Source organism: Bacteroidota bacterium (assembly GCA_035506275.1).
In the GTDB taxonomy this organism is placed as follows: domain Bacteria; phylum Bacteroidota; class Ignavibacteria; order UBA10030; family UBA8401; genus JAGVPT01.
On sequence record DATJPT010000018.1, the window covers coordinates 59,011 to 80,497 of the forward strand.

General features: G+C 53.6%; 20 protein-coding genes. 9 read left to right on the forward strand and 11 right to left on the reverse strand.

Going from position 1 to position 21,487, the window contains the following annotated elements; genetic code table 11:
* Positions 1 to 123: 123 nt before the first annotated feature.
* The 9 genes from VMF88_12765 (at position 124) to VMF88_12805 (ending at position 9,556) form a co-directional block, all read left to right on the forward strand.
* A complete protein-coding gene (locus VMF88_12765) occupies positions 124 to 2,472 on the forward strand; it encodes a DUF5686 family protein (GenBank protein HTY11931.1) in 2,349 nt (782 codons plus the stop codon).
* A gap of 81 nt (positions 2,473 to 2,553) precedes the next feature.
* The gene (locus VMF88_12770; protein ID HTY11932.1) at positions 2,554 to 3,261 is read left to right on the forward strand and encodes a hypothetical protein; all 708 of its coding nucleotides are present in this window, start codon (positions 2,554 to 2,556) and stop codon (positions 3,259 to 3,261) included.
* A 272-nt stretch (positions 3,262 to 3,533) separates the two neighbouring features.
* On the forward strand, positions 3,534 to 4,370 hold the full coding sequence (locus VMF88_12775) for a T9SS type A sorting domain-containing protein (GenBank protein HTY11933.1): 837 nt from the start codon (positions 3,534 to 3,536) through the stop codon (positions 4,368 to 4,370).
* A gap of 176 nt (positions 4,371 to 4,546) precedes the next feature.
* Positions 4,547 to 6,097 (forward strand): T9SS type A sorting domain-containing protein, encoded by a 1,551-nt coding sequence (locus tag VMF88_12780; protein ID HTY11934.1) that lies wholly within the window; start codon positions 4,547 to 4,549, stop codon positions 6,095 to 6,097.
* 240 nt (positions 6,098 to 6,337) lie between these two features.
* Entirely contained in the window at positions 6,338 to 7,171 is an 834-nt protein-coding gene (gene uppP / locus VMF88_12785; GenBank protein ID HTY11935.1) for an undecaprenyl-diphosphatase UppP, read from the forward strand.
* A 95-nt stretch (positions 7,172 to 7,266) separates the two neighbouring features.
* A complete protein-coding gene (locus VMF88_12790; GenBank protein ID HTY11936.1) occupies positions 7,267 to 7,899 on the forward strand; it encodes a VTT domain-containing protein in 633 nt (210 codons plus the stop codon).
* 33 nt (positions 7,900 to 7,932) lie between these two features.
* Positions 7,933 to 8,199 carry a hypothetical protein gene (locus VMF88_12795; protein HTY11937.1) on the forward strand — a complete coding sequence of 89 codons (267 nt, stop codon included), beginning with the start codon at positions 7,933 to 7,935 and terminating at the stop codon, positions 8,197 to 8,199.
* A 97-nt stretch (positions 8,200 to 8,296) separates the two neighbouring features.
* Positions 8,297 to 8,884, forward strand: a complete 588-nt coding sequence (locus tag VMF88_12800) for a MarC family protein (protein HTY11938.1) — start codon at positions 8,297 to 8,299, stop codon at positions 8,882 to 8,884.
* 21 nt (positions 8,885 to 8,905) lie between these two features.
* Positions 8,906 to 9,556, forward strand: a complete 651-nt coding sequence (locus VMF88_12805) for a prolyl oligopeptidase family serine peptidase (GenBank protein ID HTY11939.1) — start codon at positions 8,906 to 8,908, stop codon at positions 9,554 to 9,556.
* A gap of 5 nt (positions 9,557 to 9,561) precedes the next feature.
* Here the strand turns inward: VMF88_12805 and VMF88_12810 are convergent, their stop codons facing one another.
* From VMF88_12810 to hutI, 11 genes are all read right to left on the reverse strand, one after another.
* Positions 9,562 to 10,680: a glycosyltransferase family 4 protein gene (locus VMF88_12810; GenBank protein ID HTY11940.1), complete on the reverse strand. Its 1,119-nt coding sequence runs from the start codon at positions 10,678 to 10,680 to the stop codon at positions 9,562 to 9,564.
* Between the two features lie 44 nt (positions 10,681 to 10,724).
* Complete coding sequence (locus VMF88_12815) at positions 10,725 to 11,498, reverse strand: class I SAM-dependent methyltransferase (protein HTY11941.1); 774 nt, start codon at positions 11,496 to 11,498, stop codon at positions 10,725 to 10,727.
* Between the two features lie 78 nt (positions 11,499 to 11,576).
* Positions 11,577 to 12,716, reverse strand: a complete 1,140-nt coding sequence (hemW, locus tag VMF88_12820) for a radical SAM family heme chaperone HemW (GenBank protein HTY11942.1) — start codon at positions 12,714 to 12,716, stop codon at positions 11,577 to 11,579.
* 8 nt (positions 12,717 to 12,724) lie between these two features.
* A complete protein-coding gene (gene lepB, locus VMF88_12825) occupies positions 12,725 to 13,621 on the reverse strand; it encodes a signal peptidase I (protein ID HTY11943.1) in 897 nt (298 codons plus the stop codon).
* Between the two features lie 17 nt (positions 13,622 to 13,638).
* Positions 13,639 to 14,538 (reverse strand): signal peptidase I, encoded by a 900-nt coding sequence (lepB, locus tag VMF88_12830; protein HTY11944.1) that lies wholly within the window; start codon positions 14,536 to 14,538, stop codon positions 13,639 to 13,641.
* 97 nt (positions 14,539 to 14,635) lie between these two features.
* The gene (gene lepA / locus VMF88_12835; GenBank protein ID HTY11945.1) at positions 14,636 to 16,438 is read right to left on the reverse strand and encodes a translation elongation factor 4; all 1,803 of its coding nucleotides are present in this window, start codon (positions 16,436 to 16,438) and stop codon (positions 14,636 to 14,638) included.
* 265 nt (positions 16,439 to 16,703) lie between these two features.
* Entirely contained in the window at positions 16,704 to 17,678 is a 975-nt protein-coding gene (locus VMF88_12840; protein ID HTY11946.1) for a formimidoylglutamase, read from the reverse strand.
* A gap of 13 nt (positions 17,679 to 17,691) precedes the next feature.
* On the reverse strand, positions 17,692 to 18,330 hold the full coding sequence (locus VMF88_12845; GenBank protein HTY11947.1) for a cyclodeaminase/cyclohydrolase family protein: 639 nt from the start codon (positions 18,328 to 18,330) through the stop codon (positions 17,692 to 17,694).
* A gap of 102 nt (positions 18,331 to 18,432) precedes the next feature.
* Complete coding sequence (gene ftcD / locus VMF88_12850) at positions 18,433 to 19,452, reverse strand: glutamate formimidoyltransferase (GenBank protein ID HTY11948.1); 1,020 nt, start codon at positions 19,450 to 19,452, stop codon at positions 18,433 to 18,435.
* A gap of 85 nt (positions 19,453 to 19,537) precedes the next feature.
* Positions 19,538 to 20,158, reverse strand: a complete 621-nt coding sequence (locus tag VMF88_12855) for a DUF429 domain-containing protein (protein HTY11949.1) — start codon at positions 20,156 to 20,158, stop codon at positions 19,538 to 19,540.
* Positions 20,148 to 21,386 (reverse strand): imidazolonepropionase, encoded by a 1,239-nt coding sequence (hutI, locus tag VMF88_12860; GenBank protein ID HTY11950.1) that lies wholly within the window; start codon positions 21,384 to 21,386, stop codon positions 20,148 to 20,150. The genes VMF88_12855 and hutI overlap by 11 nt, the downstream gene beginning before the upstream one ends.
* Between the last annotated feature and the right edge of the window lie 101 nt (positions 21,387 to 21,487).

The following is a 21,487-nucleotide window of genomic DNA, read 5'->3' on the forward strand; positions in this document are numbered from 1 at the left end:
ACCTGAACGCGGTGAGCGCGCTGAAGGAGTTTTTTTATTGTATCAGTGGTGATAGATTTATACATTTACGTTGTTTTGTTAAATTTTTTTCCATCAACGGCTGACAGGGGAGAGTCGCTCTCCATGGCGTTTCATCGCATTCTGATCCTCCTGACTCTGGCATTTTTCCCGTTCGTTGTCTTCACTCAGACCTCCTCCACGGTCTCCGGCGTCGTCCTTGATGCGTCGACGGGCAAGCCGCTCCCCGCGGCGACGATCCGTGTCGCCGGTCCGTCCAACATGGGAACGATCACCAACGAACGGGGGCAGTTTCAGCTCTCGCATCTCTCCGGGGATTCTCTTCTCATCATCAGCTATCTCGGCTACCGTTCGGACACGGTCAGCGCTTTCCCCCCGGGCGGCATGGAAATTCGTGCTTCGCTCCAGCCGGAGGCGATCAAGATGTCGGAGGTTGTGGTCACCGACGAGGACCCGGCGATAGAAATTATCCGCCGGGCGATCGAGAGCAAGCCGCGGTGGATGGGGGCCTTAAGGACATTCCGGTGCGAAGCATACAGCCGCCTGACCGTCAACTTCGATACCGCCGTCGGCGCAATTACCGAATCGTACCTTACCCTCTTTTGGCGGTCAAACGATTCGCTGAGAGAAGTTGTTCATCAGAAACGCCAAACGAAAAATCTCGGCGTGGGAGAGATCGTCAACCGGGTCGGACAGGTGACCAATTTCAACGACGATACGATCGTGACGGGGGGATTCAAATTCATCGGCCCGACCTCTCCCAACGCATTTTCCTTCTATGATTACAAGCTGATCCGAACGAGGACGATGGATGGAATGGATGTCTACGACATCAGTGTTATTCCAAAATCCCGCCTGAGGCCGCTCTTCCGCGGGAATATCTCGATCGCCGAAAGGAGCTACGCGGTCATCGATGTCGACTTTGAGCCGAATGAAGCGTACGCGATTCCCTTTTTGAAAGATGTCTCGTTCCACTACCTGCAGCAATTCCGTTTGTACGAAGACCGCTTCTGGATGCCGGTCGATTATAGAGTCAAGGGAAAAGCGAGCCTGAACCTGATGGGGCTATCCCTCCTCAAATTTTCCTTTGCCCGTTATGTGGTGATGTCCGACTACGCCATCAACCCTGAGTTCCCCGACAGCGTCGCCAAATTGCCGCGATTTACGGTCGCGCCGGAGGCGGCGCGGTTCGATTCGGCATACTGGCGCGAACATCCGCTTTTGCCCCTCAATGCGGACGAAGAACACGCCTACAAAACATTGGACAGCACTGCCACGCTCGAAAAACAGATCGGCAACAGGACAAAGGCGCTGAATTTTTTGGGAGGAGGCCTCAGCGTGCTCTCGTATGCCGACCTCCGCTTTAACCGTGTGGAAGGATTGTTCGCCGGCGGAAAATTCGATATCGACTCGGTGACCAACGCTATCGCACTTCGCGGCGGTCTGGGATACGGCTTCGACGACAAGCGGTGGAAATATTCCGCCGGCGGAACATACTACCCCGACTCCGGGCGTTCTTTCGGCATCGGAGGGGACGTTTACCGGAAACTTGACAACCGTCCCGACGAGGGCTACTACGATAATTTTCAAATACTTCTCGGTTCGCTTTTTTCAAAGGACGACTACCGTGATTATTTCCTTTCAAGAGGCTGGGACGGTTTTGTGGAAGGAAATTTTCTCCGGCGCGGCGAAACGCCGGACCTTCAGGTACAGCTCGGTTTCACGGATGAGAAACAAACCTCACTGAGAAATATTACGGAGTATAGCCTGTTGGATCGGGATCGGACATTCCGAACCAACCCGCCGATCGCTGACGGAACGCTTCATGCGCTGACGTTGACCGCCAACTACGGGAGTGAAACCGAGTATTTTTTCAGCAATCCGTATCTTACAGCCCACACGTCGGTGGAGTATTCGTCGAAGAGTCTGATGAACAGCGATTTCGGGTTCACGAGAATTGCGGGAGGCTTGAGGGCGAAATTTCCAACGTACGATATGAGCCTGTTCTTCAATCCGACATTGTCGATCAGTTTTAACGGCGGAATTCTTAGCGGCGACCGTCTGCCGCAGCGGTTGTTCAACCTTGAATCGAGTTACATCGGATCGGCGTGGTTCGGCGGACTGCGCGCCGCGGGGGTGAAAGAATTTTCCGGGGACCGGTTCGTTCTCCTTTCTGTCGAGCATAACTTCAGACGTTTGCCCTTCCTTGCAAGCGGAATTCCATTCCTCTATGAAAGTAATCTGGAGGTGATCGTATTCGGGTCCGTTGCGCAATCGTGGCTCACGCCGTCGGCGTTGGCGGGGCCGCCGACGTTCAACACGACGAATGGCTGGTATTATGAGGGAGGAGTAAGCTTGAGCAGGATCCTGGACCTCTTTCGCGTTGACCTGACATGGCGGGGGAAAGCGCCGCGATCACTTGCGTTGACGCTCGGAATCGGCGACATATTATGAGGGACACAAAGCCGCGAAGGCACAAAATGGGTTCTAAGTCTCCCTAAGTCTTCATGGTTCAAACTAGTAAAGGAGGATCGGATGTTTATCGGACATATAGCTGTCGCATTAGGAGCCAAAAAAGCGGCGCCAAAGGTCTCGCTCGGCACGCTCATCATGGCGGCGCAATTCGTCGACCTGCTCTGGCCGGTATTTTTGCTGCTGGGTCTGGAGCATGTCCGCATCGCTCCGGGGGACACTGCATATACGCCGCTCGATTTCTACGACTATCCGATCTCCCATAGCCTCCTGACGGGCATCGGATGGTCTCTTGCCTTTGGTTTAACATATTACGCCCTGCGCCGCTCGGCGAGAAATGCTTGGATCGTCGGAATATGCGTTTTGAGTCATTGGGCGCTCGATTTCGTCTCTCATCGTCCCGACCTGCAGATCATGCCGGGGATGAAATTGTATGTCGGCCTGGGTCTGTGGAATTCCGTTCCTGCGACGATTCTTGTCGAGGCGGGACTTTTTGCTGTAGGAATCATTTTGTACCTCCGCACAACATCACCACTCGACCGGATCGGGGTCTATGCGTTCTGGTCGTTTATCGCTTTTCTCGTCATTATCGCGGCAGGAAATATTGCGGGGGGTCCGCCGCCGAACGTTACTGTTCTTGCAATTGTTGCGATGGCGGTGTGGCTGCTGGTCCTTTGGGCGTATTGGATCGACAGGCACCGGGCGCCGGTTTCCGGCGCCAAGAGATCAATGGCACCGCATGTCCCGCCTTCGAAGTCAAGAATGCAGTGAAAAAAATCTGACTATTTCGTGACGGCGGTCGCATTGTTTCCTTGACAATCGACTAGATTTGACGGATATTTCTCCATCCAACCCCAGCTCCCAAGCGGGGACTCCTGAGTGCGGGGAATAAATAGCGAAGAGAAATTAGAAGCCTCTGCTGGCGAATGCCGGGAGAGGCTTTTTTATTTGGAGATATTCGACGGGGAGGATGTTTGTCATGGAGCTATTTCACTAAATTCACAAAAGATGGCCTTCATCACTTATCCAGACAGGAACAAACCATGAAAACTTTCTATCGCGTAATAGCAGTTGCGCTATGCCTCAGTGCGATCTCATCAGCCCAAACTAATTTTATCAAGAACGGAGGTTTCGAATCGTGGACGAATAATGTGCCGAATAACTGGGTTACCGATGCCTCCGCCTCCACCAAGACCACGACCGCTCACAGCGGCTCATACGCATTAAAGCTCAACACGTATTTGTATTTTGGCATCGCTGCTTATCCAGGCGCAATAACACAGTATATTCCAGTTACCGGCGCTACGTTCACACTGAGAGGCTGGTACCAATTGCATTCGGATAGCGGAGACGCAATGTCTGTCACCATGCTCGCATCAAAGGCGGGGGTGGATGTCGGTGCGGGGGACAAACGCTTTACAACTTCTACCACTGCATACACGGCGTTTACCGTAGGCATGGTCATGGATCCGAACACCACCGCGGATACATGTACGTTGTTGATATCGATGGAAGATAACGGAAGCGGCACTGCGCATGTGGGCTCGTATGCTATGTTCGATGACCTGGTCCTGGATAATACCACCGGAGTGGCCAGCGACGACTTTGCCCGTCCATCGAGCTACCAGCTTGCCCAGAATTATCCGAATCCGTTCAATCCATCGACCGAGATCGAGTTTACGATTGCGCAACAGCAGCATGTCAGTTTGCGTGTCTATAACGTGATGGGGCAGGAAGTTGAAACGCTCGTCGACGGACAACTCCCGCAAGGGCGTTACAAAAAAGTCTTCGACGCATCACGTCTCTCATCCGGCACATACTTCTATAAACTTGAGGCCGGCTCGTTCGCCCAGGTGAAGAGGATGATGCTGGTGAAGTAACAAAAAAACAGAACGCCGGCTTCGTGTTGAGGCCGGCGTTCTGTCGAAAAAACGGCACTGGGGACTCCGATTACTGTTCCCGTTCAAGCCTTCTCCTGCGCAGCAGGTTTGTATTGATGAGGTATCGAAGGGTACCGTAACGCATCAACAGACAATACCAAAGGGAAAAAAAGGACATGAAGTCGATAACGTATATCGCGGCATTATTAGCCTTTGTTTTTGTCGCCTGGCCGACGAACGCTCAGTGGTACCAGAAGGGTTTATCGGGCGAAAGAGTTACTGCCCTAGCGATAAAATCCAACGGCCATATTTTTGCTGGGACCTACTCAGACGGTTTGTTCAGATCGACCGACAACGGGGATAGCTGGACGCTGGTCTTGGGTTCCTCTCTTTATGGTGTGTATGAAGTTTTTTCGATCGCCTTTGACACTGGCGGAACTATCTATGCCGGGACCTATGGAGCCGGACTCTTTCGCTCGACAAATGACGGGGGAAGCTGGGCTTCGTTGAGCAGCGATTATGGGTCGAACAATCTTCCGGTCGACGACATTTATGCGGTCGGCATAACGAGCCCGGGGAAAATTCTTGCGATTGACGGATCCGGAAGTGTCGGCAACGTCTACAGTTCCACGGACAACGGCTCGACATGGACGGAAATAGTCTACAGCACTTGTTCCTGTTTGGCAACCGGGGTGAGCAATGCAGCGTACATAGGAGGAGGCAGCGAATGGTTCGAGTACACCTCAGATGGAGGCAACCACTGGACGTGGGAAGGGTCGGCATCGGGGTTGACCAGTGAACCGTACTGCCTCGCATGGACCCCCGCCGACCGCATATTTACGGGGACATCCGGGGGAGGGGTTTTCATGTCCAGCAATGATGGCGTGAGCTGGTCGAAAGTCAGCAGCGGCTTGACCACCAACTATATCAATTGCCTCGCGATCAAACACGACTCTTGCATTTTCGCAGGCACTGATGGGAGCGGGGTATTCTACTCAAAAAATAACGGAGGAAGCTGGACAAAGTACGATTCAAACCTCACTCAAACCAAAATCCTCTCTCTCGCCTGTGACAATGCCGGGAACCTTTATGCAGGAACGTACAGCGGCGGAGTCTGGAAAAAGAATCTCACAGACATCGGTCTTCCTGTTGAGTTAACGAGTTTCATCGCAAGTGCAAAAGACCTGACAATCACTCTGGCGTGGAGAACGGCCACGGAGGTCGATGATTTTGGCTTTGAAATAGAGCGAAAGAACGTCGGCGATATGACGGGCAACGGTAAAAATGAAACATGGTCTAAGATCGGTTTTGTTGCCGGAAGCGGCACATGTAATGATCCGCACAATTACAGCTATCTGGACGCTAATCTTTCAGCCGGGACATATGCCTATCGACTAAAACAAATCGACCACAGCGGCATGTTCAAATATTCGGGCGAGGTGACCGTCATAATTTCGCCCCCAACGGACTTTGCGCTGCATCAGAACTTTCCGAATCCGTTCAATCCATCGACCGAGATCGAGTTCACGATTGCGCAACAGCAGCATGTCAGTTTGCGTGTCTATAACGTGATGGGGCAGGAAATTGAAACGCTCGTCGACGGACAACTGCCGCAAGGGCGTTACAAAAAGGTCTTCGATGCATCACGTCTTTCTTCTGGAACCTATTTCTACAAATTGGAAGCCGGTTCGTTCGCCCAAATAAAAAGAATGATGCTGGTGAAGTAAATAATCGGCGGTGACCGGGCTACTCCGTTGCTGAAACGGAGTTTCAGACGCATGTCCAAAAAGTGAAACGAAGGCCGGATCATACCCGGCCTTCGCTTTTGCAAGATATTCGCCGCTTTCGCCGCCGCTGCTCATCTCATCCTTGCATCGCTTTCAAAATTTTGGTATCTTCAAGAGTGATTTTTACGAGGAGGAATAGGCGCCTCCTCTTTTTTTATCCATCCTCATCACGGTGCCCGAATGTCTCTTTTCTATTCAATTCTCCTTGGGATCATCCAAGGCATCACGGAGTTCCTTCCCATCAGCAGTACCGCGCACCTTACCATCGCCGGCTCTCTGCTCGGTTTGATAAATCCCGACCGTCCCGATGAATGGACGGCGTTCATCGCCGTGATTCAAATAGGGACAATGGCTGCCGTCGTGGTCTATTTTTTCAAGGACCTGGTCGAGATCCTCGAGGGATTCTTTGTGGACGGGATGAAATACATTCAATCGCCGTCGAAGGGGCTGGGGAGGGCGCGCATGGGATGGTATATAATTTTAGGGACCTTGCCCGTTGCGGTGATCGGCCTTGCGTTCAGGAAGATCATTGAGGGGACGCTGACGAAAAGCCTCACGGTGATAGGAACAAGCCTCATCGCCCTCGCGCTTATTTTATGGCTGGCCGAGAGGGTCGGATCGCGAAAAAAGGAGATGGCAGATCTCACTTGGCTCGACAGCCTCATCGTCGGTTTTGCCCAATCGCTGGCGCTGATCCCCGGATCGTCCCGATCTGGAACGACGATCACGGCAGGATTATTTTTGGGGATCAATCGTGCAGATGCCGCTCGCTTTTCGTTCCTGCTCAGTGTTCCCGCCGTTTTCGCGAGCGGAATGCTCGAGTTGTATGAAATGCGCCATTTTTTCCACGATCTCGGTGTTGCCAATGTTGTAGTTGCAACCATTGTCTCCGGCGTCGTCGGTTATGCGTCGATCGCCTTTCTGCTCCGTTACCTCAAGACGCATACAACATATCTTTTTATTTTTTACCGCATTGCGGTCGGAGCGGCGCTGTTGCTGATGTCAATGAAGTAACAAAGGAATGCCAAATGACGAGTGCCGAAGAACGAAGCAGCGCATAGAAATTTATTTTTCCTTTGCCACCCGGCATTTGTCACTCGAAAATCACCATGGAAGTACTGAGAGATCTTTTTCAAAAGCTTACCGACGTCAAGGCGCTTGTCCAATGGGCGGGGTATCCCGGGCTGGCATTGATCATCTTCTCGGAGACCGGACTGCTGGTCGGTTTTTTTCTGCCGGGAGATTCTCTGCTGGTCACGGCCGGACTATTTGCCGCGGCGGGATTCTTTAACGTCACTGTTCTTATTTTCCTGTTGATCGTTGCTGCGATCCTTGGAAACAGCACGGGGTACCTCATCGGTCAAAAAGGGGGGCATGCGCTGTACACCAGAGAGGAATCGCGGTTTTTCAAGAAGCAGCATTTGTTGAAAACGAAGGAATTTTACGAACATTACGGTCCGATCACCATCGTCATGGCGCAGTTCATGCCGTTCGCCCGGACGTTCGCGCCGGTTGTCGCAGGTATTGCCGAGATGAAGTACGTGCGCTTCGCTTCGTTCAATGTCATCGGCGCTGTCGGATGGATCACCAGCATGCTGCTCGTCGGATATTTTCTCGGCTCGACGATTCCGAATATCGACAAAAATATTACGTATGTTATCGCAGCGGTCATTCTGCTTTCGCTGCTTCCAGGCATCATCAAATATCTTCAGATCCGATCTTCTGCTCGAAGAGCGCCGTAACAGGACAAGTTTCATCAAAGAAAAGGTACTCGTATGACAACGGTTCCCCCGGCCAAGGTAAAGGAGTTCTCACCGTCGACGCTGGAAAAGATCGCTTATACCAGCGTCGCATCAATTCCAACACGCGAGCCGAATGACCAGAATCGTCTCGGCTTTTGTGTCTGGCAGTTTCTTTCCGAAAGAAAAGGAACGCTCGCTCAGGCCGTCCACACCTCCGGCGCACGGCTGCTGATTCCTGAGCCGGATGTTCTCAGGATCATCGGCGATTCGCTCAAACAGGCAGGCGTTATGATCGAGTAACATTTTTGCCGCAGCGACACCGGGACGCGAAAGGGTTTTTTGCACGCGCTGATAATGAATTTTTCGTGTCCCCTTGCCCTTGTGGCACTCGCGAACAATGAAATTTTCCATCCACAATCTCTTGATGGCGTTCATCCCCCTTTTTGTCGCCATCGATATTTTCGGGGCGCTCCCGGTGTTTATTTCACTCACCGCCGGAATGGCCGCAAGGACAAAGCGGCACCTGGTGATCGAGGCGACGCTCACCGCCGGCGCCGTTGCCCTTGTCTTCCTCGCGTCCGGAAAGCTGATCTTTTCCTTCCTCGGCATTACGGAGAATGATTTCCGCATCGGCGGGGGAATCGTGCTTCTCGTCTTCTCTGTGTATGAATTGCTTTTTGCGAAGGACACGCAGCGCGATCTGGAAGCTTCGGTCGGCGTTGTGCCGATCGGCATTCCGTTGATCATGGGACCGGCGGCGCTGACGTCCATCATCATTGTGGTGGATAATTACGGCTACTGGATGTCGATGGTGTCGCTCTTGATCAACCTGATCATCGTTTGGCTGGTGTTCCACTTTTCCGAGTTCGTCATGAAGGTGATGGGCGTTGCCGGGTCGCGTGCCTTCGGAAAAGTCGCTTCTCTTTTTATGGCGGCCATCGCCGTCATGATGATCCGCGTCGGCATTCAAAATATCCTCAGGTAAGATCTTCGCTTCAGCCTCACGATGAAGACATTCCGATCCGACCTTTTCTATAGATCTGTGAACCCGAAGCAGGCTGCGGGGGGTGGGTCTCCGGCCGTCATTCTTCTGCACGGACGGGGCGCTGATGAGAACGACCTGCTCGGCCTCTCGGAATATTTTGACGACCGTCTGGCGGTGTTCAGCGTACGGGCGCCGTATCCGTTCGAGTTTGGAGGATACACCTACTTTCAGCTGCTGGATGACAACTCCGCCGAGCCGGTCATGTTCATGGAGAGCTACCGGCGGCTGATGAAGTTTGCGGACGGCGTCGCGTCGCTTCCTGACATTGACGCGAAGAGAATTTTCCTACTGGGATTCAGCATGGGGACGATCATGGCATACGCGATGTCGCTGACGCATCCGGAGAAATTCGCAGGCGTGGTGGCGCAAAGCGGGTTCGTCCGCGAACATCCCGAATTACATTTTCAATGGAACGCGCTCGCTCGATGCCCTTTCATCATCACGCACGGCGTGTATGACCCGGTCATTCCGGTCGATGAGGCGCGAAAGACGGAAGCGCTGTTCTCGCAGTCGAACGCGAAGTTCGAGTACAGAGAATATCCGATGGGGCACGAGATCAGCGGGGAGAGTCTGGCAGATGTCTGCGGCTGGATGAAAAGAATGCTTGGGTGATCGGTTTACCGGCGGAAATGCTCGGATCGAACCCGTTCGATGACATCCATCGTCCGTTCGGCGGCGATGTCCCAGTCAAATTGCTTGGACCGGCGCACGGCGTTGCCGGCAAGACGCTGGCGCAAATGGCCGTCTCTCAGCATCAACAAAATTTTTTCTGCGAGCTGTTCGCGGTTTCCGTATTCGTATAGAAGCCCCGTCTCGCCGTCGACCACGGCGTCGCGCAGTCCCTGCACGTTGCTTGACACCGTTGGCGTGCCGCAGGCATTCGCTTCGATCGCCGTCAATCCCCACCCTTCCTTTGCCGACGTGTTGACGGCGACATGCATCTCGTTCAAGTGCCTGACTTTTTCCTCCTCGCTGACAAACCCCGTAAACCGAACGGCTTCCGACAGGCCGAGCTTGCCAGTAATGGCTTCCAACCGCTGCTTGTCGTCCCCATCTCCCACAATGACCAATTTTGCTTCGGCCATCTCCTGCCGGACGATGACAAACGCCTCAAGCAGATGGTCGACGCTCTTATATTTCTTCAGCCGTCCCACCATGCCGATGAGGGGCGCCGGGCTTTTGGGGATGCCGAGGATCTTGAACGAATTGTGGTCGACGCCGTAGTGGATGAGGTGCGTTCGCTCTTCGGCAAAACCAAGGTGGAGCATCTCCTTATGAGTGCTGGGAGAGCCGACGATGAATCGCAGCCGTTTGTAGACCGGGAGAGCCGCGCGTTCTGTTAGATAAACATACGATGCCGCGGGAAAGATCGCTTCGAGAAAGATGCTTGTTCCGAAAAGATGATGCGTGATGCCGAGGAGCGGCTCCTTCACAAAGAGGGGAGTGTAAAAAGGGATCTTGTTCATGTCGTCGACGATCAGGTCGAACTTCTGTGCCTTGAACGTGGAGAAATATTTTTGCGGAACAAGATAATTGAAGAACGACCGTCCCCCCTGGCGAATAACATGGATCCCGTTCATCTCCTCTTTTTCGGGGGCGTTGTCAAAACGGGAACAGAAAAGCGTGACATCGTGCCCCTTTGAGGCAATGCGCTCAAAGACCTCGTGCAGGTGGACCTCCGCTCCCCCCGCGAGAGGGTTCTTGATGTCCTGCCAATTGAAGATGAGGATACGCAAAGACGATTAAGAATTTGGAATTACGAATTGGGGAGGATTCTCAATTATTTTTTCTTTCCCACCAAACCGAATGATAAAGAGGTGTTGACGGCAATGGGGGTATCTCGCAGGGCTTCGCGGATGGATTTTCTCATTCCCGTCAGGGGCCGAATGAAGGTCGGATACAAAGGCAATTTTAGTCCGACCTTCAGGAGCGCCTCGCGCGTTGCCCGATAGAAGAGACTCGGGTACATCCATTCTCCGTATGTGTGCACGATCTGCAGGCCGAGCCGTTCCATCTCCCGCCGAAGTTCGCCCACGGAGAATTCCCGCTCCCATCCGGCGAACCACTTATTGATGGCGATCAGGAAATGCTTGATGACCGTATAGATGTGGTACCGCTGGGGGACATCGACGAGCAGCAGCCCGTCCTTTTTTGTGACGCGGATATTTTCACGAAGCAGCGCTTCCGCCTGCTGCGGCCTGAAGTGTTCCAGCAGCCCCTGATGAAAGACGATGTCGAATGTCTCATCCCGGAACGGAAGGCAGAACGTATCGCCGCCGACGATGGCGACCTCGATCTTTTCTTCGCCGGCTATTTTCTTCATGATCATCAGCGAGTTGATGGAATAGTCGAGCTGGAAAACCTCCGCTCCGCGCTCGACCAGCGGGAAGCTGTCGCGTCCGGTCCCGGCGCCGACCTCCAGTATTTTCTTTCCTTTCAGGTCGACGATCTTCGACAAGTTCCGCACGACGCGGTCGGAGTTCGAATAGACCTCCTGCAGATTCTTCTTTTCGTCCCAGAAATTTTCCCAGTGAGAACGGCGCGATTCTTTCATAGTCGGTCAATAAGTGAAAAAACTTGCTCAATATACTCTGAAAGCGGTCTAATTGCAATTGAACGCTGAAGGGAAGAGCTAGAGGAGCGACTCGGCGATCGCATCGCAGACCATGAAGCCCTTGCGCGTCAGCGCGATGCGCCGGTTGTCGATTCGCAGCAGTTGTTCGTCGGAGTACAATTTCAATTTCTCTCCCCGGGCCTCGAGCATATCGATGCCGTACAATTGCTGCAGCGTTGTCACGCTCAGTTCCCCCGTCCGCAATCCGAGGAAAACAGCTTCGCTGAACATTTTTTCTTTATCGACGACCTCCGACCCTGCCGCGGCAGACGCCCCTTTTTGTACCGCATCGCAATACTGCGCGATGCTCCGTGCGTTCCACCAGCGCCGTCCGCCGGTCTGACGGTCCTTCCAAAAAGAGTGAGCGGACGGACCAAACCCGAGATAGTTTGAGTGGTTCCAGTAATTCTTATTATGCCGGCACGAGAATCCCGGCCTGGCAAAATTGGAGACTTCGTACTGCTCGAATCCGAAATTCGCCATCATCTCCAGCGTTGTTTCATACATTGCCGAATCTCTTTTTTCCGAAAGCGGTTTCACCCTTCCTTCCTGGACCATGGCATAAAGAGGGGTATGTTCTTCGACGATCAGGCTGTACGCGGAAATATGTTTCGGCTGCAATGCGGCGGCACGTTGGAGGTTCTCCTTCCACCGGTCAAGTGTTTGTTTCGGGAGGGAAAATATCAGATCGACATTGAGGTTCTCGAAGCCGGCCCGGTATGCGTTCTCGACGCAGTCCGCCGCCTCTCCTGCGGTATGAATGCGGCTGAGAAATTTCAGCTCGTCCGGATGGAATGACTGAATGCCGATGCTGAGCCTGTTGACGCCCAGCGAACGGTACGCGCGGAGTTTTTCGAGGTCGGCCGTACCCGGATTCGTTTCCACTGTGACCTCTGCATCGGGATCGATCCGGAAGCTTGAATGCAGCCTGAGGAGGATTCTTTCAAGTGCAGACGGCGCAAGGAGCGACGGCGTTCCTCCGCCGAAAAAAATTGTCTCAAACGATTCTTTGCCCGCATACTCGGCGCCAGCCTCCGTGATCTCTTTTTCAAGCGCGCCGAGAAACCGCTCCATCGATTCCATATTCTCGATCGAATAGAAATCGCAGTAGAGGCATTTCTTTTCGCAGTACGGTATGTGGAGGTAGAGGCTTCCCATCGTTTTGCCTACCGGATCAAGGTTCCGATGCGCGACCAGCGAATTGCGAGGAATTTATCCGCGATGCTGCCGACGGGGACAGATGTGTCCCACGACCAATACACGAACATCGCCTTGCCGACGATATTCTCTTCGGGGACAAACCCCCAGTATCGGCTGTCCAGGCTGTTGTCCCGGTTATCTCCCATCGCGAATAGATAATCCCGTTCAATGACATACTGAGTGCTCACGACCCCGTCGATCGAGACCGATCCCGTTTGATCTGCCGTCACCCGGTGCCCTTCCCGTTCGATGAACGTTTCCCATTGTTGGATCGAACTGTTGGAAAGGCTGATGTCCATTCCTTTGAAAGGAACGATGATCGGTCCGTAATAATCGGGGTTGTAGGAACTCCCTTTGGGGAACATCACGCCCACCGATTCGTTCGGAAGGAAATTGCTCGGCGCAGTATACGGGGAGTGAACGGGGCGCGGAAATTCCCTGCCGTTCACAAAAACAATTTTATTAGAGATCAGGAGCGTATCGCCGGGAAGAGCGATGCAGCGTTTCACGTAGTTCACGCCGGCTTCCGGCGTCGTTTGGTCCCTGTCTCCCGGGTACTCGAAGACAACGACATCTCCGTGACGCGGCTGCATGAGCGCGGGAAGACGGAAGTGCGGGATTTCAATATTGGTAAACGGAAGGTACTTCGGCGTTTCCGCACCGTAGATGAACTTGTTGACAAAAAGAAAATCACCGACACGGAGCGTGTTCTCCATCGACGCGCTCGGAATGCGAAAAGCCTCGACGACAAACGTTTTGAGAAAGAACGCAACGAGAAGTGTCGCGCAAACGGTAACAACGTAATCGTTCAGCCGACGGCGCGCCGGTTTCCTGTCGTTAGCCTGCTCCTGATGTCCTTCCACTTCGCTCTGCACAAAGATTAACGGATCAGCGTTCCGAGCCTGTTCAGCCGCACTGAGAAGATCTTCTCAAAGATGTTGAAGATCGAGATGTCGGTATCCCACGACCAGTAGACGATCATCGGCGTTCCCACAATATTGTCGGCCGGAACAAATCCCCAGAACCTGCTGTCGAGGCTGTTGTCGCGGTTATCTCCCATTCCGAACAAATAATTCTTTTCGACAACGTAGGTGTTGTTCGGCTTTCCGTCGATCAGGATATTGCCGCTTCCGTCGAGAGAGGCTTTGTGTCCGTCCCGCTGGATGAATGTATCCCACATTGCAAGATTGCCCGCAGTAAGGGGGAGTTTCATTCCTTTGTACGGAATGACGATCGGGCCGTAATTATCCTCGTTGAACGGCGCCGTCGGCGGGAAGATCCGCTCGTCGGCATAGCTCGCCGGAAGCATCCTGGGGGAATTGAACTTCATGTTGCGCGGAATCGGCGCCCGCTGTCCGTTGACGTAAACAACCCGGTTGATGATCTGGAGCGTGTCCCCCGAGATCGCCATGCAGCGCTTCAGATAATACGTGAACGCATCCGGGTGCACTTCTTCGCGGTACCCCGGGAATTCGAAGACGATCACGTCGCCGCGGTGCACGGAGGTGAATGCCGGAAGCCTGAACCACGGCAGCCGCACGTCGGTGAACGGAATGTTGCGCGGCGAGCAGCCGCCGTAAATGAATTTATTCACCATCAGGAAATCGCCGGTCATCACTTCATTTTCCATCGACCCGGTCGGCACCATGAAGGACGCGATGACAAAATTATTCAGCAGCAAAAATCCGATGATGACGATCGCCGCCTCACGGAAAAAATCCTTCACTTTTTTCGAAAAGGGAACCGGACCTTCAGCTTTTTTTTCTTCTTGTTTGGCCATTTTTCGGTAGATTGATGATTGGTGGAATTTTGAGAAAGAATGCAAAACACAGAAGGCAGTATGATGAAACTTGTATTCTGACCTCTGCGTTCTGCCGTTATTCGTCCATCGACAGCACTGCGAGAAACGCTTCCTGCGGAAGTTCGACGCGTCCTACCTGTTTCATACGTTTTTTCCCTTCCTTTTGTTTCTCGAGAAGCTTCCGCTTTCTGCTGATGTCGCCCCCGTAGCATTTTGCCAGCACGTTTTTCCGCATGGCCGAAACCGTCGTCCGCGCGATCACTTTGCTGCCGATCGCCGCCTGAATGACCACTTCAAACATTTGACGCGGGATCAACTCCTTGAGTTTACTGCACAGTCTTTTTCCCATGTCGTACGACTTCTCCCGGTGAACGATCGTCGACAGGGCATCGACGGGGTCGCCGTTCAGAAGAATGTCAAGCTTGACGAGGTCCGACTCGCGATAGTCAAGGTAATCGTAATCGAGCGACGCATAGCCCCGCGTCAACGATTTGAGCTTGTCGTAGAAATCGAAGATGATCTCCGACAAAGGAAATTCGTAGGAGATGTCGGCGCGGGTCGGGTCGAGATAGTTCGTATTTTTATAGATGCCGCGCCGGTCCATGCAGAGCTTCATGATATTGCCGATATATTCCGTCGGCGTAATGATCTGGGCCTTGATGTACGGCTCTTCCATTCGTTCGACGCTTCCGATCGGCGGCATCTCCGCGGGATTGTTGACCGAGACGACCTCCTTATTCGTTTTTGTCACCCGGTATTCGACGTTCGGGACCGTGGTGATGAGATTTTGATTGTACTCGCGCTCGAGCCGTTCCTGGATGATCTCCATATGGAGCAGTCCGAGGAATCCCGCGCGGAATCCGAACCCGAGCGCCGTGGACGATTCCGGCTGAAAGATAAGCGAGGCGTCGTTCAGGCGGAGCTTCTCCAGCGAGTCCCGCAGCTCGGCAAAATCGTCACTGTTCGTCGGATACAATCCGCTGAAGACCATCGGCTTCACCTCTTTGTATCCGGGTAGAGGCTCGGTTGCGGCGTTTGCGACCGTCGTGACGGTATCGCCGACCTTGGTCTCATGGACATCTTTCAATCCCGCGATGAGATAGCCGACGTCGCCGGCGGTCAGGACGCCGATCCGCTTCCTTTTCATCTCAAGAATACCGACCTCTTCCGCTTCTGCGGTCGTGCCGTTGTAGAAAAATCTGATTTTGTCCCTCTCCTTCAGCGTTCCCTCGACAACGCGGATGTAGGCGATGGAGCCGCGGTATGAGTCGAACAGGGAATCGAAGATGAGCGCGCGGAGCGGCTGCGAGGCGTCTCCTTTGGGAGGGGGAATACGCTGCACGACGGCTTCGAGAATTTCCTCGATGCCGAGCTTCGTCTTCGCGCTCGCCAACAGAATTTCTTCTTCCTTGCACCCGATGAGATTGACGATTTCGTGCTTGACGGTATCGATCATCGTTTTCGCTGAAGGGAGATCGACCTTATTGATGACGGGAATAATTTCCAGCCCCGCCTCGATGGCAAGATAAAGATTGCTGATGGTCTGCGCTTCGACTCCCTGCGAAGCATCGACAACCAGGATCGCTCCTTCGCACGCGGCGAGCGAACGCGAGACCTCGTACGTGAAATCGACGTGCCCCGGCGTGTCGATCAAATTCAGCGTATAATGCCGCTCGTCCTTCGCCGTGTACTGCATCTGAATGGCATGGAGCTTGATCGTGATCCCCCGTTCCTGCTCCAGGTCCATGTCGTCGAGCACCTGATTCACGACAAGGTCCCGCTGCGTGATCGTGCCGGTCAATTCGAGCAGGCGGTCGGCGAGCGTGGATTTTCCGTGATCGATGTGCGCGATGATGCAAAAATTTCGGATGTGATTCATTTTTTGAAAATGCGTGGATGGTACTTCGTGAAGCGGGAAGTGGCAGGAACGCGCGTTCTGCCGTTCACCCTTCACTTGTTACCGGATCTCTCCAATTAAACGAAAATGCCCGCCGAAACATGTCGTGGGCAAATTTTCTTCACTAAGATACGATATTAGCGATGGAAGTGCAAGGATGGGAAGGACGCATCCATCAGGCGGAGGAACTATTGGCGGTTAAAATATTTTCCTCCGTCCACGGCGGAAACCTTCGGACCCGCAGTGGTCATCGGTTGGCAACGCCGGCAAGAAAATACATCACGACAAGCGCCGCAAGCTTGCTCGTTTTGCTGTCGACGTCGAATTTGGGGTTGACCTCGACGATGTCGATCGCTTTCACTTTTTGACGCAGGCCGGCAAAATGGGCGGCCTTCAGTAGTTCTTCGGCAGTGAGCCCCGTTGGGTATGAAGCGCTGACGCCCGGCGCGTCGCTGCTCTGCACCGAGTCGAGGTCGAAGCTGACGTACATTCGTTCGGAAGAGCTCGAAGCAATTTCGTACGCAATGTCGAGGATCTTTTCGATCTTTTCCTTCCGCACGTCTCCCAGGGTGAACACGGTCGCTCCCCGGTCGTTGAGCTCTTCGTAATGCTCCTTCGAATTGGCAAATGATTGTGCGCCGAGCTCGACGAAGTGCATCGGCGCGAGAGGGCTGTGCGTCGAATCCAGGATCTGCCGGAACGCGGTGCCGCTGTTTCGCTGCGGGTCCGATTTGCGGAAATTGAGATGCGTGTCGATGTTGATGGCTCCCGCGCTTGCGGCCTTTTTTGCGAAAGCGAGGAAGGTGGGATAGGTCGTGTCGTGTCCTCCTCCGAAGACGATCGGGAGGATGTTGTTCGCCACGAGCGATTCGGCGACCGTTTGGACGCGCTGGTGCGTCTCTTCCAGCGTTGCGCCGGTCTTGACATTGCCGAAGTCGAAGATGGCAAGGTCGGAAATTTGCTTGTTCCTTGAAATGGCGAACGGCGTGAACTTGTAGAGCGCTTTCCGGATTTCGTTCGGCGCTTCTTTTGCACCGACGCGGCCGCGGTTCCTTTTCACTCCCTCATCCTCCGGAACTCCCACGATGCCGATTTTAACGTCGGATGACAGATTTTCCTGCTGACGCCGGACGATGTCCCCCATTCGCGGGTCGGATTCGTCGTTGCGCGAAAAGAAAACGGCGTCCGGAGCCTCACTGAGCAACTTCCAAGCAATGTCCATCAAGCCCGTCCTTTCATGAGTGTGCGGGGGAAAGCGCCTCGTCCACGCGTTTAAGAATATCGTGGCTCATCGCTTCCACTCGTTTGCCGATGTTTTCTGCACGGGATGTTGTCTCCTGCACAAAAGCGGGATCTTTTATCGATCCGAGGTTGATCTGCACATTGAGCCTTGCGCCAAGACAGGCGGCGCGAAGGAGCAGCGCCGCAACGCCCGCGTCGGAAATTGAATTGACATTTCCTTTTTGGGCGGCGGACTGGGTCAATATAATCGCTTGTTCGCACAATTGCATGACTCTCAGAGGAATTTCTGTCGCGTTCTTGGTCGCGTACTGTACGGCCGTCGCCCGCTTCGCCTGTTCCTGCTCGGTGTCCTTGGGCAGAGTAAGCGCATTCATGACGGTGTTGAATGCTTCCGCATCTTCATCGACCAATCGTGCAAAGGCGTCCCTCAGATTTTCCGATTGCCTGAGGAGATCCTTCATCGTTTCCTGCACATCGGCATATTTCTTCCTGCCGATCGTGATATTGCATACCATCGAGGTAAGTGCCGCGCCCAACGCTCCAGCGAGCGCCGCAATGCTTCCGCCCCCCGGTGTGGGATCGCCCGATGCCGTATCGTTGATGAATTCATTGACCGTTTTTGTAGTCAGCATTTTCGCTCATCGTTGAGGTTTATCTTACACAAGGATGAAAAAGAATTTTTACACATTCAATGCTCGCTCTTTGCCCCTTCTCGTTTCCGTGTGATGCTTCTCTCACAATTGGTATTCTATCACTTTCTTCTGCGGATCGAACGGGTCCAATTGACTCAGCCCCAGCCGTTCTGCCGCAAGCGAGACCAAGCGTTCTTCCGACGATTCCTGTTTATTGTAAAATTTCCCCGCCATCAGCAGGGCCTTCAACGGTGTCAGGCCGACGATCTCGCTCCCGGTCGCTTCAACGCCAAGCGAATGGGCGATCCTTTTTACTTCCTCAAACGCAATATGCGGCGGCGTTGTTTCATAATCCACCAGATTGATGGAAACCTGAGCGATGTTGAATCGTTCGACGACCACCCCCATCGCTTTGACGGCCTTCAACGTTCCGGGAATTTTTATCGTTTCGCCTCGTTCATTCTTCATGGCTTTCCCGGACGCGTCCTTCTTCACCCGGCCGCTTTCGCGGATTTGCTGGGCGATTTCCTGCGCGATCGACGCATCGGGAGTATTGAGGTTGACATTGTACGCGATGAGGAATTTGCGTGCGCCGGTCACCGTCGCTCCCGATCTTTTATTGAAGGACGAGGGCCCGAAGTCCGGCTGCCATTTCGGGTCGAGAAGTTTTTCCGCGAGGCCTTCATATTCACCTTTGCGGATGTCGGCAAGATTTTTCCTGTCGGCCGACGCTGCAGCCGCTTCGTAAAGATAAACGGGGATCTTGAGCTCGGCTGCGACGCGCCTTCCATACGCTTTGGCAAGCTCTACGCATTCTGCCATTGACGATGCGGAAACGGGAATGAAGGGGACGACATCGGTTGCGCCGATTCTCGGATGCTCTCCTTTATGGTGCTCCATATCGATCAGCCGCGAAGCGGTCTTCGTCGATTGGAATGCTGCCTCAACGACGCCGTCCGGGTCGCCGATGAACGTGACCACAACGCGGTTGTAGTCTTTGTCGGGCTCGACATTCAGAAGCTTGACGTTGCCGACGGCGTGAATGCTCTCCGCGATCGCTTTAATCGTTCCCGCGTTTCGTCCTTCGCTGAAATTGGGAACGCATTCGACAATTGTTTTCATAGAGTTTTTTTGGTTGAAGATCTTTGTCTCCTGAATCCTGAATTCCCGCGCTGGAATACAGAATTCATGAGACAGAATACAACGCTCACGCAACCGTGAGGGGAATGATGATCGCTCCTTCTTTGAAATTTCCCAGAACTTCAGCTTTTCCCTTTATATACCAAAAACCTACCAGTGCTCCGGTAACGGCGTCAAGCTCGTCGCCGTTCATTTTTTGGTCGAGCCCCCGCACCCCGAGTCTTTCCAACCCTCTCCGAAGCCTCGGAAGCCCGTCCTGCTTGCGGCCGGTTTTCCAGACGTCCTGCGCTGCCCCCGGGTACATTTCGATGACGTCAAATCCTCTGCGGGTGAATTTCTTTTTCAGCATGATGCCCCGCTCAGTGAGCATCCTCATCGGTCCGAGAGTGATGGGAAAGAATCGAATCCCTCGTTTCAGCAGTTCGCGGTCGCACGGGCGGAAATGTTCGCCGTTTTTGTCGTCGAGCGATTTTCTCCCGGGGGGAAGATTGAGCGGTGCGTCGATCGCGATAAGATGGGGTTGGGAGCGGTCGATGAATTCCAGGATCTCTTCGTTCGAAAATAATGTTTTCCACTCGACCACGCGTTTTCCTCTCAAAAGGCAGACGCCGGTATTCCGCTTTGGGCTTCCGGCAAGGTCGATGCCCGCCACCAACGGCACAGTTTTTTTTCTGTCGTTAGAATTCAAGCACGGTCCCGTTCTTGATGATCTTCGATGCGAGATTACTGCCGTAATGGTACGGAATGTATCGGTAATTTGGAACATCGTAGAGGATGATGTCCGCTTGCTTTCCGACTTCGATGCTTCCCGTTTCATGGGAGAGTCCGAGGGCCGCGGCGCCGTTCAATGTGCATGCGGTGATCGCCTCTTCCGGCGTCATTTTCATTTGGGTGCAGGCGATGGTCATCATCATCGGCATGGAAAATGACATCGATGTGCCCGGATTGCAGTCCGACGCAATTGCCAGTGGTATGGTTGCATCAATAATGGTCCGGGCCGGAGCGTACGGCTGGTTCAGGAAAAACGATGCTCCCGGGAGAACTGTGGCGATTGTCGATGACCGCCTCAACGCTTCAATGCCGCTCGCCGAGAGATGCTCGAGATGGTCCACCGAGATTGCATTCAATTGAACTCCGAGCTCCGTTCCGCCGATCGCGGCAAGCTGGTCGGCGTGGAGTTTCGGAATGAGTCCGAACCTTTTCGCCTCGAGCAGGATCTGTTCCGTCTGGTGCAGATCAAAATATCCCTCATCGCAAAAAACGTCGCAAAAGACGGCAAGCTGCCGTTCGCCAATGTACGGCAGCATCTTGTTGGTGATAAGCTCGACGTATCTGTTTTTATCCTCGCTGAATTCGGGGGGAAAGGCATGCGCGCCCATGAATGTCGGAACGACCGTCATGTAATGGTCTCTTCGGAGATCGTGTATCACGTCGAGCATTTTCGATTCGGCTTCAGCGTTCAAACCATAGCCGCTTTTGATTTCGACCGTCGTTGTTCCCAGCTTCATCATTTCATTCAACCGCCGGCCTGCAGGCCTCAGCAGGTCTTTCTTTGCCGCGGCGCGTGTTGCGGTCATCGTTGAGAGAATGCCTCCTCCTGAGCCGGCAATATCGGCGTACGATTTCCCTTCGGCCCGCATGGCGAATTCATTTTCACGGCTTCCGGCAAAAACGGCATGGGTGTGCGAATCGACAAACCCCGGCAGGGCGACGCGGTTCGCGGCATCGAGCTCGTCAACGTCGCGCGGCGCCGATACCTCGCCGGCCGATCCAATCTGCCGGATGATGCCGTTCTCGATCAGCACGGAGGCATGTTCAACGACGTTCAACTCGCGCATTTCTTTCCCGGCCTTGAACGGTTTTCCGTTCGATGCGACAGTGACGAGCTGGCGGATATTTTTGATAAAAAGATTCATGTTTACTTTCCACGAAGAGCACGAAGACACACTAATTTTTACCTTCATGTTTACTTTCCACGAAGAGCACGAAGACACACTAATTTTTACCTTCGTGTTTG

Bases quoted from the DNA above. Each gene is read 5' to 3' on its own strand.
- VMF88_12765 (HTY11931.1), top strand. From the start codon at position 124: ATGGCGTTTCATCGCATTCTGATCCTCCTGACTCTGGCATTTTTCCCG.
- VMF88_12770 (HTY11932.1), top strand. From the start codon at position 2,554: ATGTTTATCGGACATATAGCTGTCGCATTAGGAGCCAAAAAAGCGGCG.
- VMF88_12775 (HTY11933.1), top strand. From the start codon at position 3,534: ATGAAAACTTTCTATCGCGTAATAGCAGTTGCGCTATGCCTCAGTGCG.
- VMF88_12780 (HTY11934.1), top strand. From the start codon at position 4,547: ATGAAGTCGATAACGTATATCGCGGCATTATTAGCCTTTGTTTTTGTC.
- uppP (HTY11935.1), top strand. From the start codon at position 6,338: ATGTCTCTTTTCTATTCAATTCTCCTTGGGATCATCCAAGGCATCACG.
- VMF88_12790 (HTY11936.1), top strand. From the start codon at position 7,267: ATGGAAGTACTGAGAGATCTTTTTCAAAAGCTTACCGACGTCAAGGCG.
- VMF88_12795 (HTY11937.1), top strand. From the start codon at position 7,933: ATGACAACGGTTCCCCCGGCCAAGGTAAAGGAGTTCTCACCGTCGACG.
- VMF88_12800 (HTY11938.1), top strand. From the start codon at position 8,297: ATGAAATTTTCCATCCACAATCTCTTGATGGCGTTCATCCCCCTTTTT.
- VMF88_12805 (HTY11939.1), top strand. From the start codon at position 8,906: ATGAAGACATTCCGATCCGACCTTTTCTATAGATCTGTGAACCCGAAG.
- VMF88_12815 (HTY11941.1), bottom strand. From the start codon at position 11,498: ATGAAAGAATCGCGCCGTTCTCACTGGGAAAATTTCTGGGACGAAAAG.
- hemW (HTY11942.1), bottom strand. From the start codon at position 12,716: ATGGGAAGCCTCTACCTCCACATACCGTACTGCGAAAAGAAATGCCTC.
- lepB (HTY11944.1), bottom strand. From the start codon at position 14,538: ATGGCCAAACAAGAAGAAAAAAAAGCTGAAGGTCCGGTTCCCTTTTCG.
- lepA (HTY11945.1), bottom strand. From the start codon at position 16,438: ATGAATCACATCCGAAATTTTTGCATCATCGCGCACATCGATCACGGA.
- VMF88_12840 (HTY11946.1), bottom strand. From the start codon at position 17,678: ATGGACATTGCTTGGAAGTTGCTCAGTGAGGCTCCGGACGCCGTTTTC.
- VMF88_12845 (HTY11947.1), bottom strand. From the start codon at position 18,330: ATGCTGACTACAAAAACGGTCAATGAATTCATCAACGATACGGCATCG.
- ftcD (HTY11948.1), bottom strand. From the start codon at position 19,452: ATGAAAACAATTGTCGAATGCGTTCCCAATTTCAGCGAAGGACGAAAC.
- hutI (HTY11950.1), bottom strand. From the start codon at position 21,386: ATGAATCTTTTTATCAAAAATATCCGCCAGCTCGTCACTGTCGCATCG.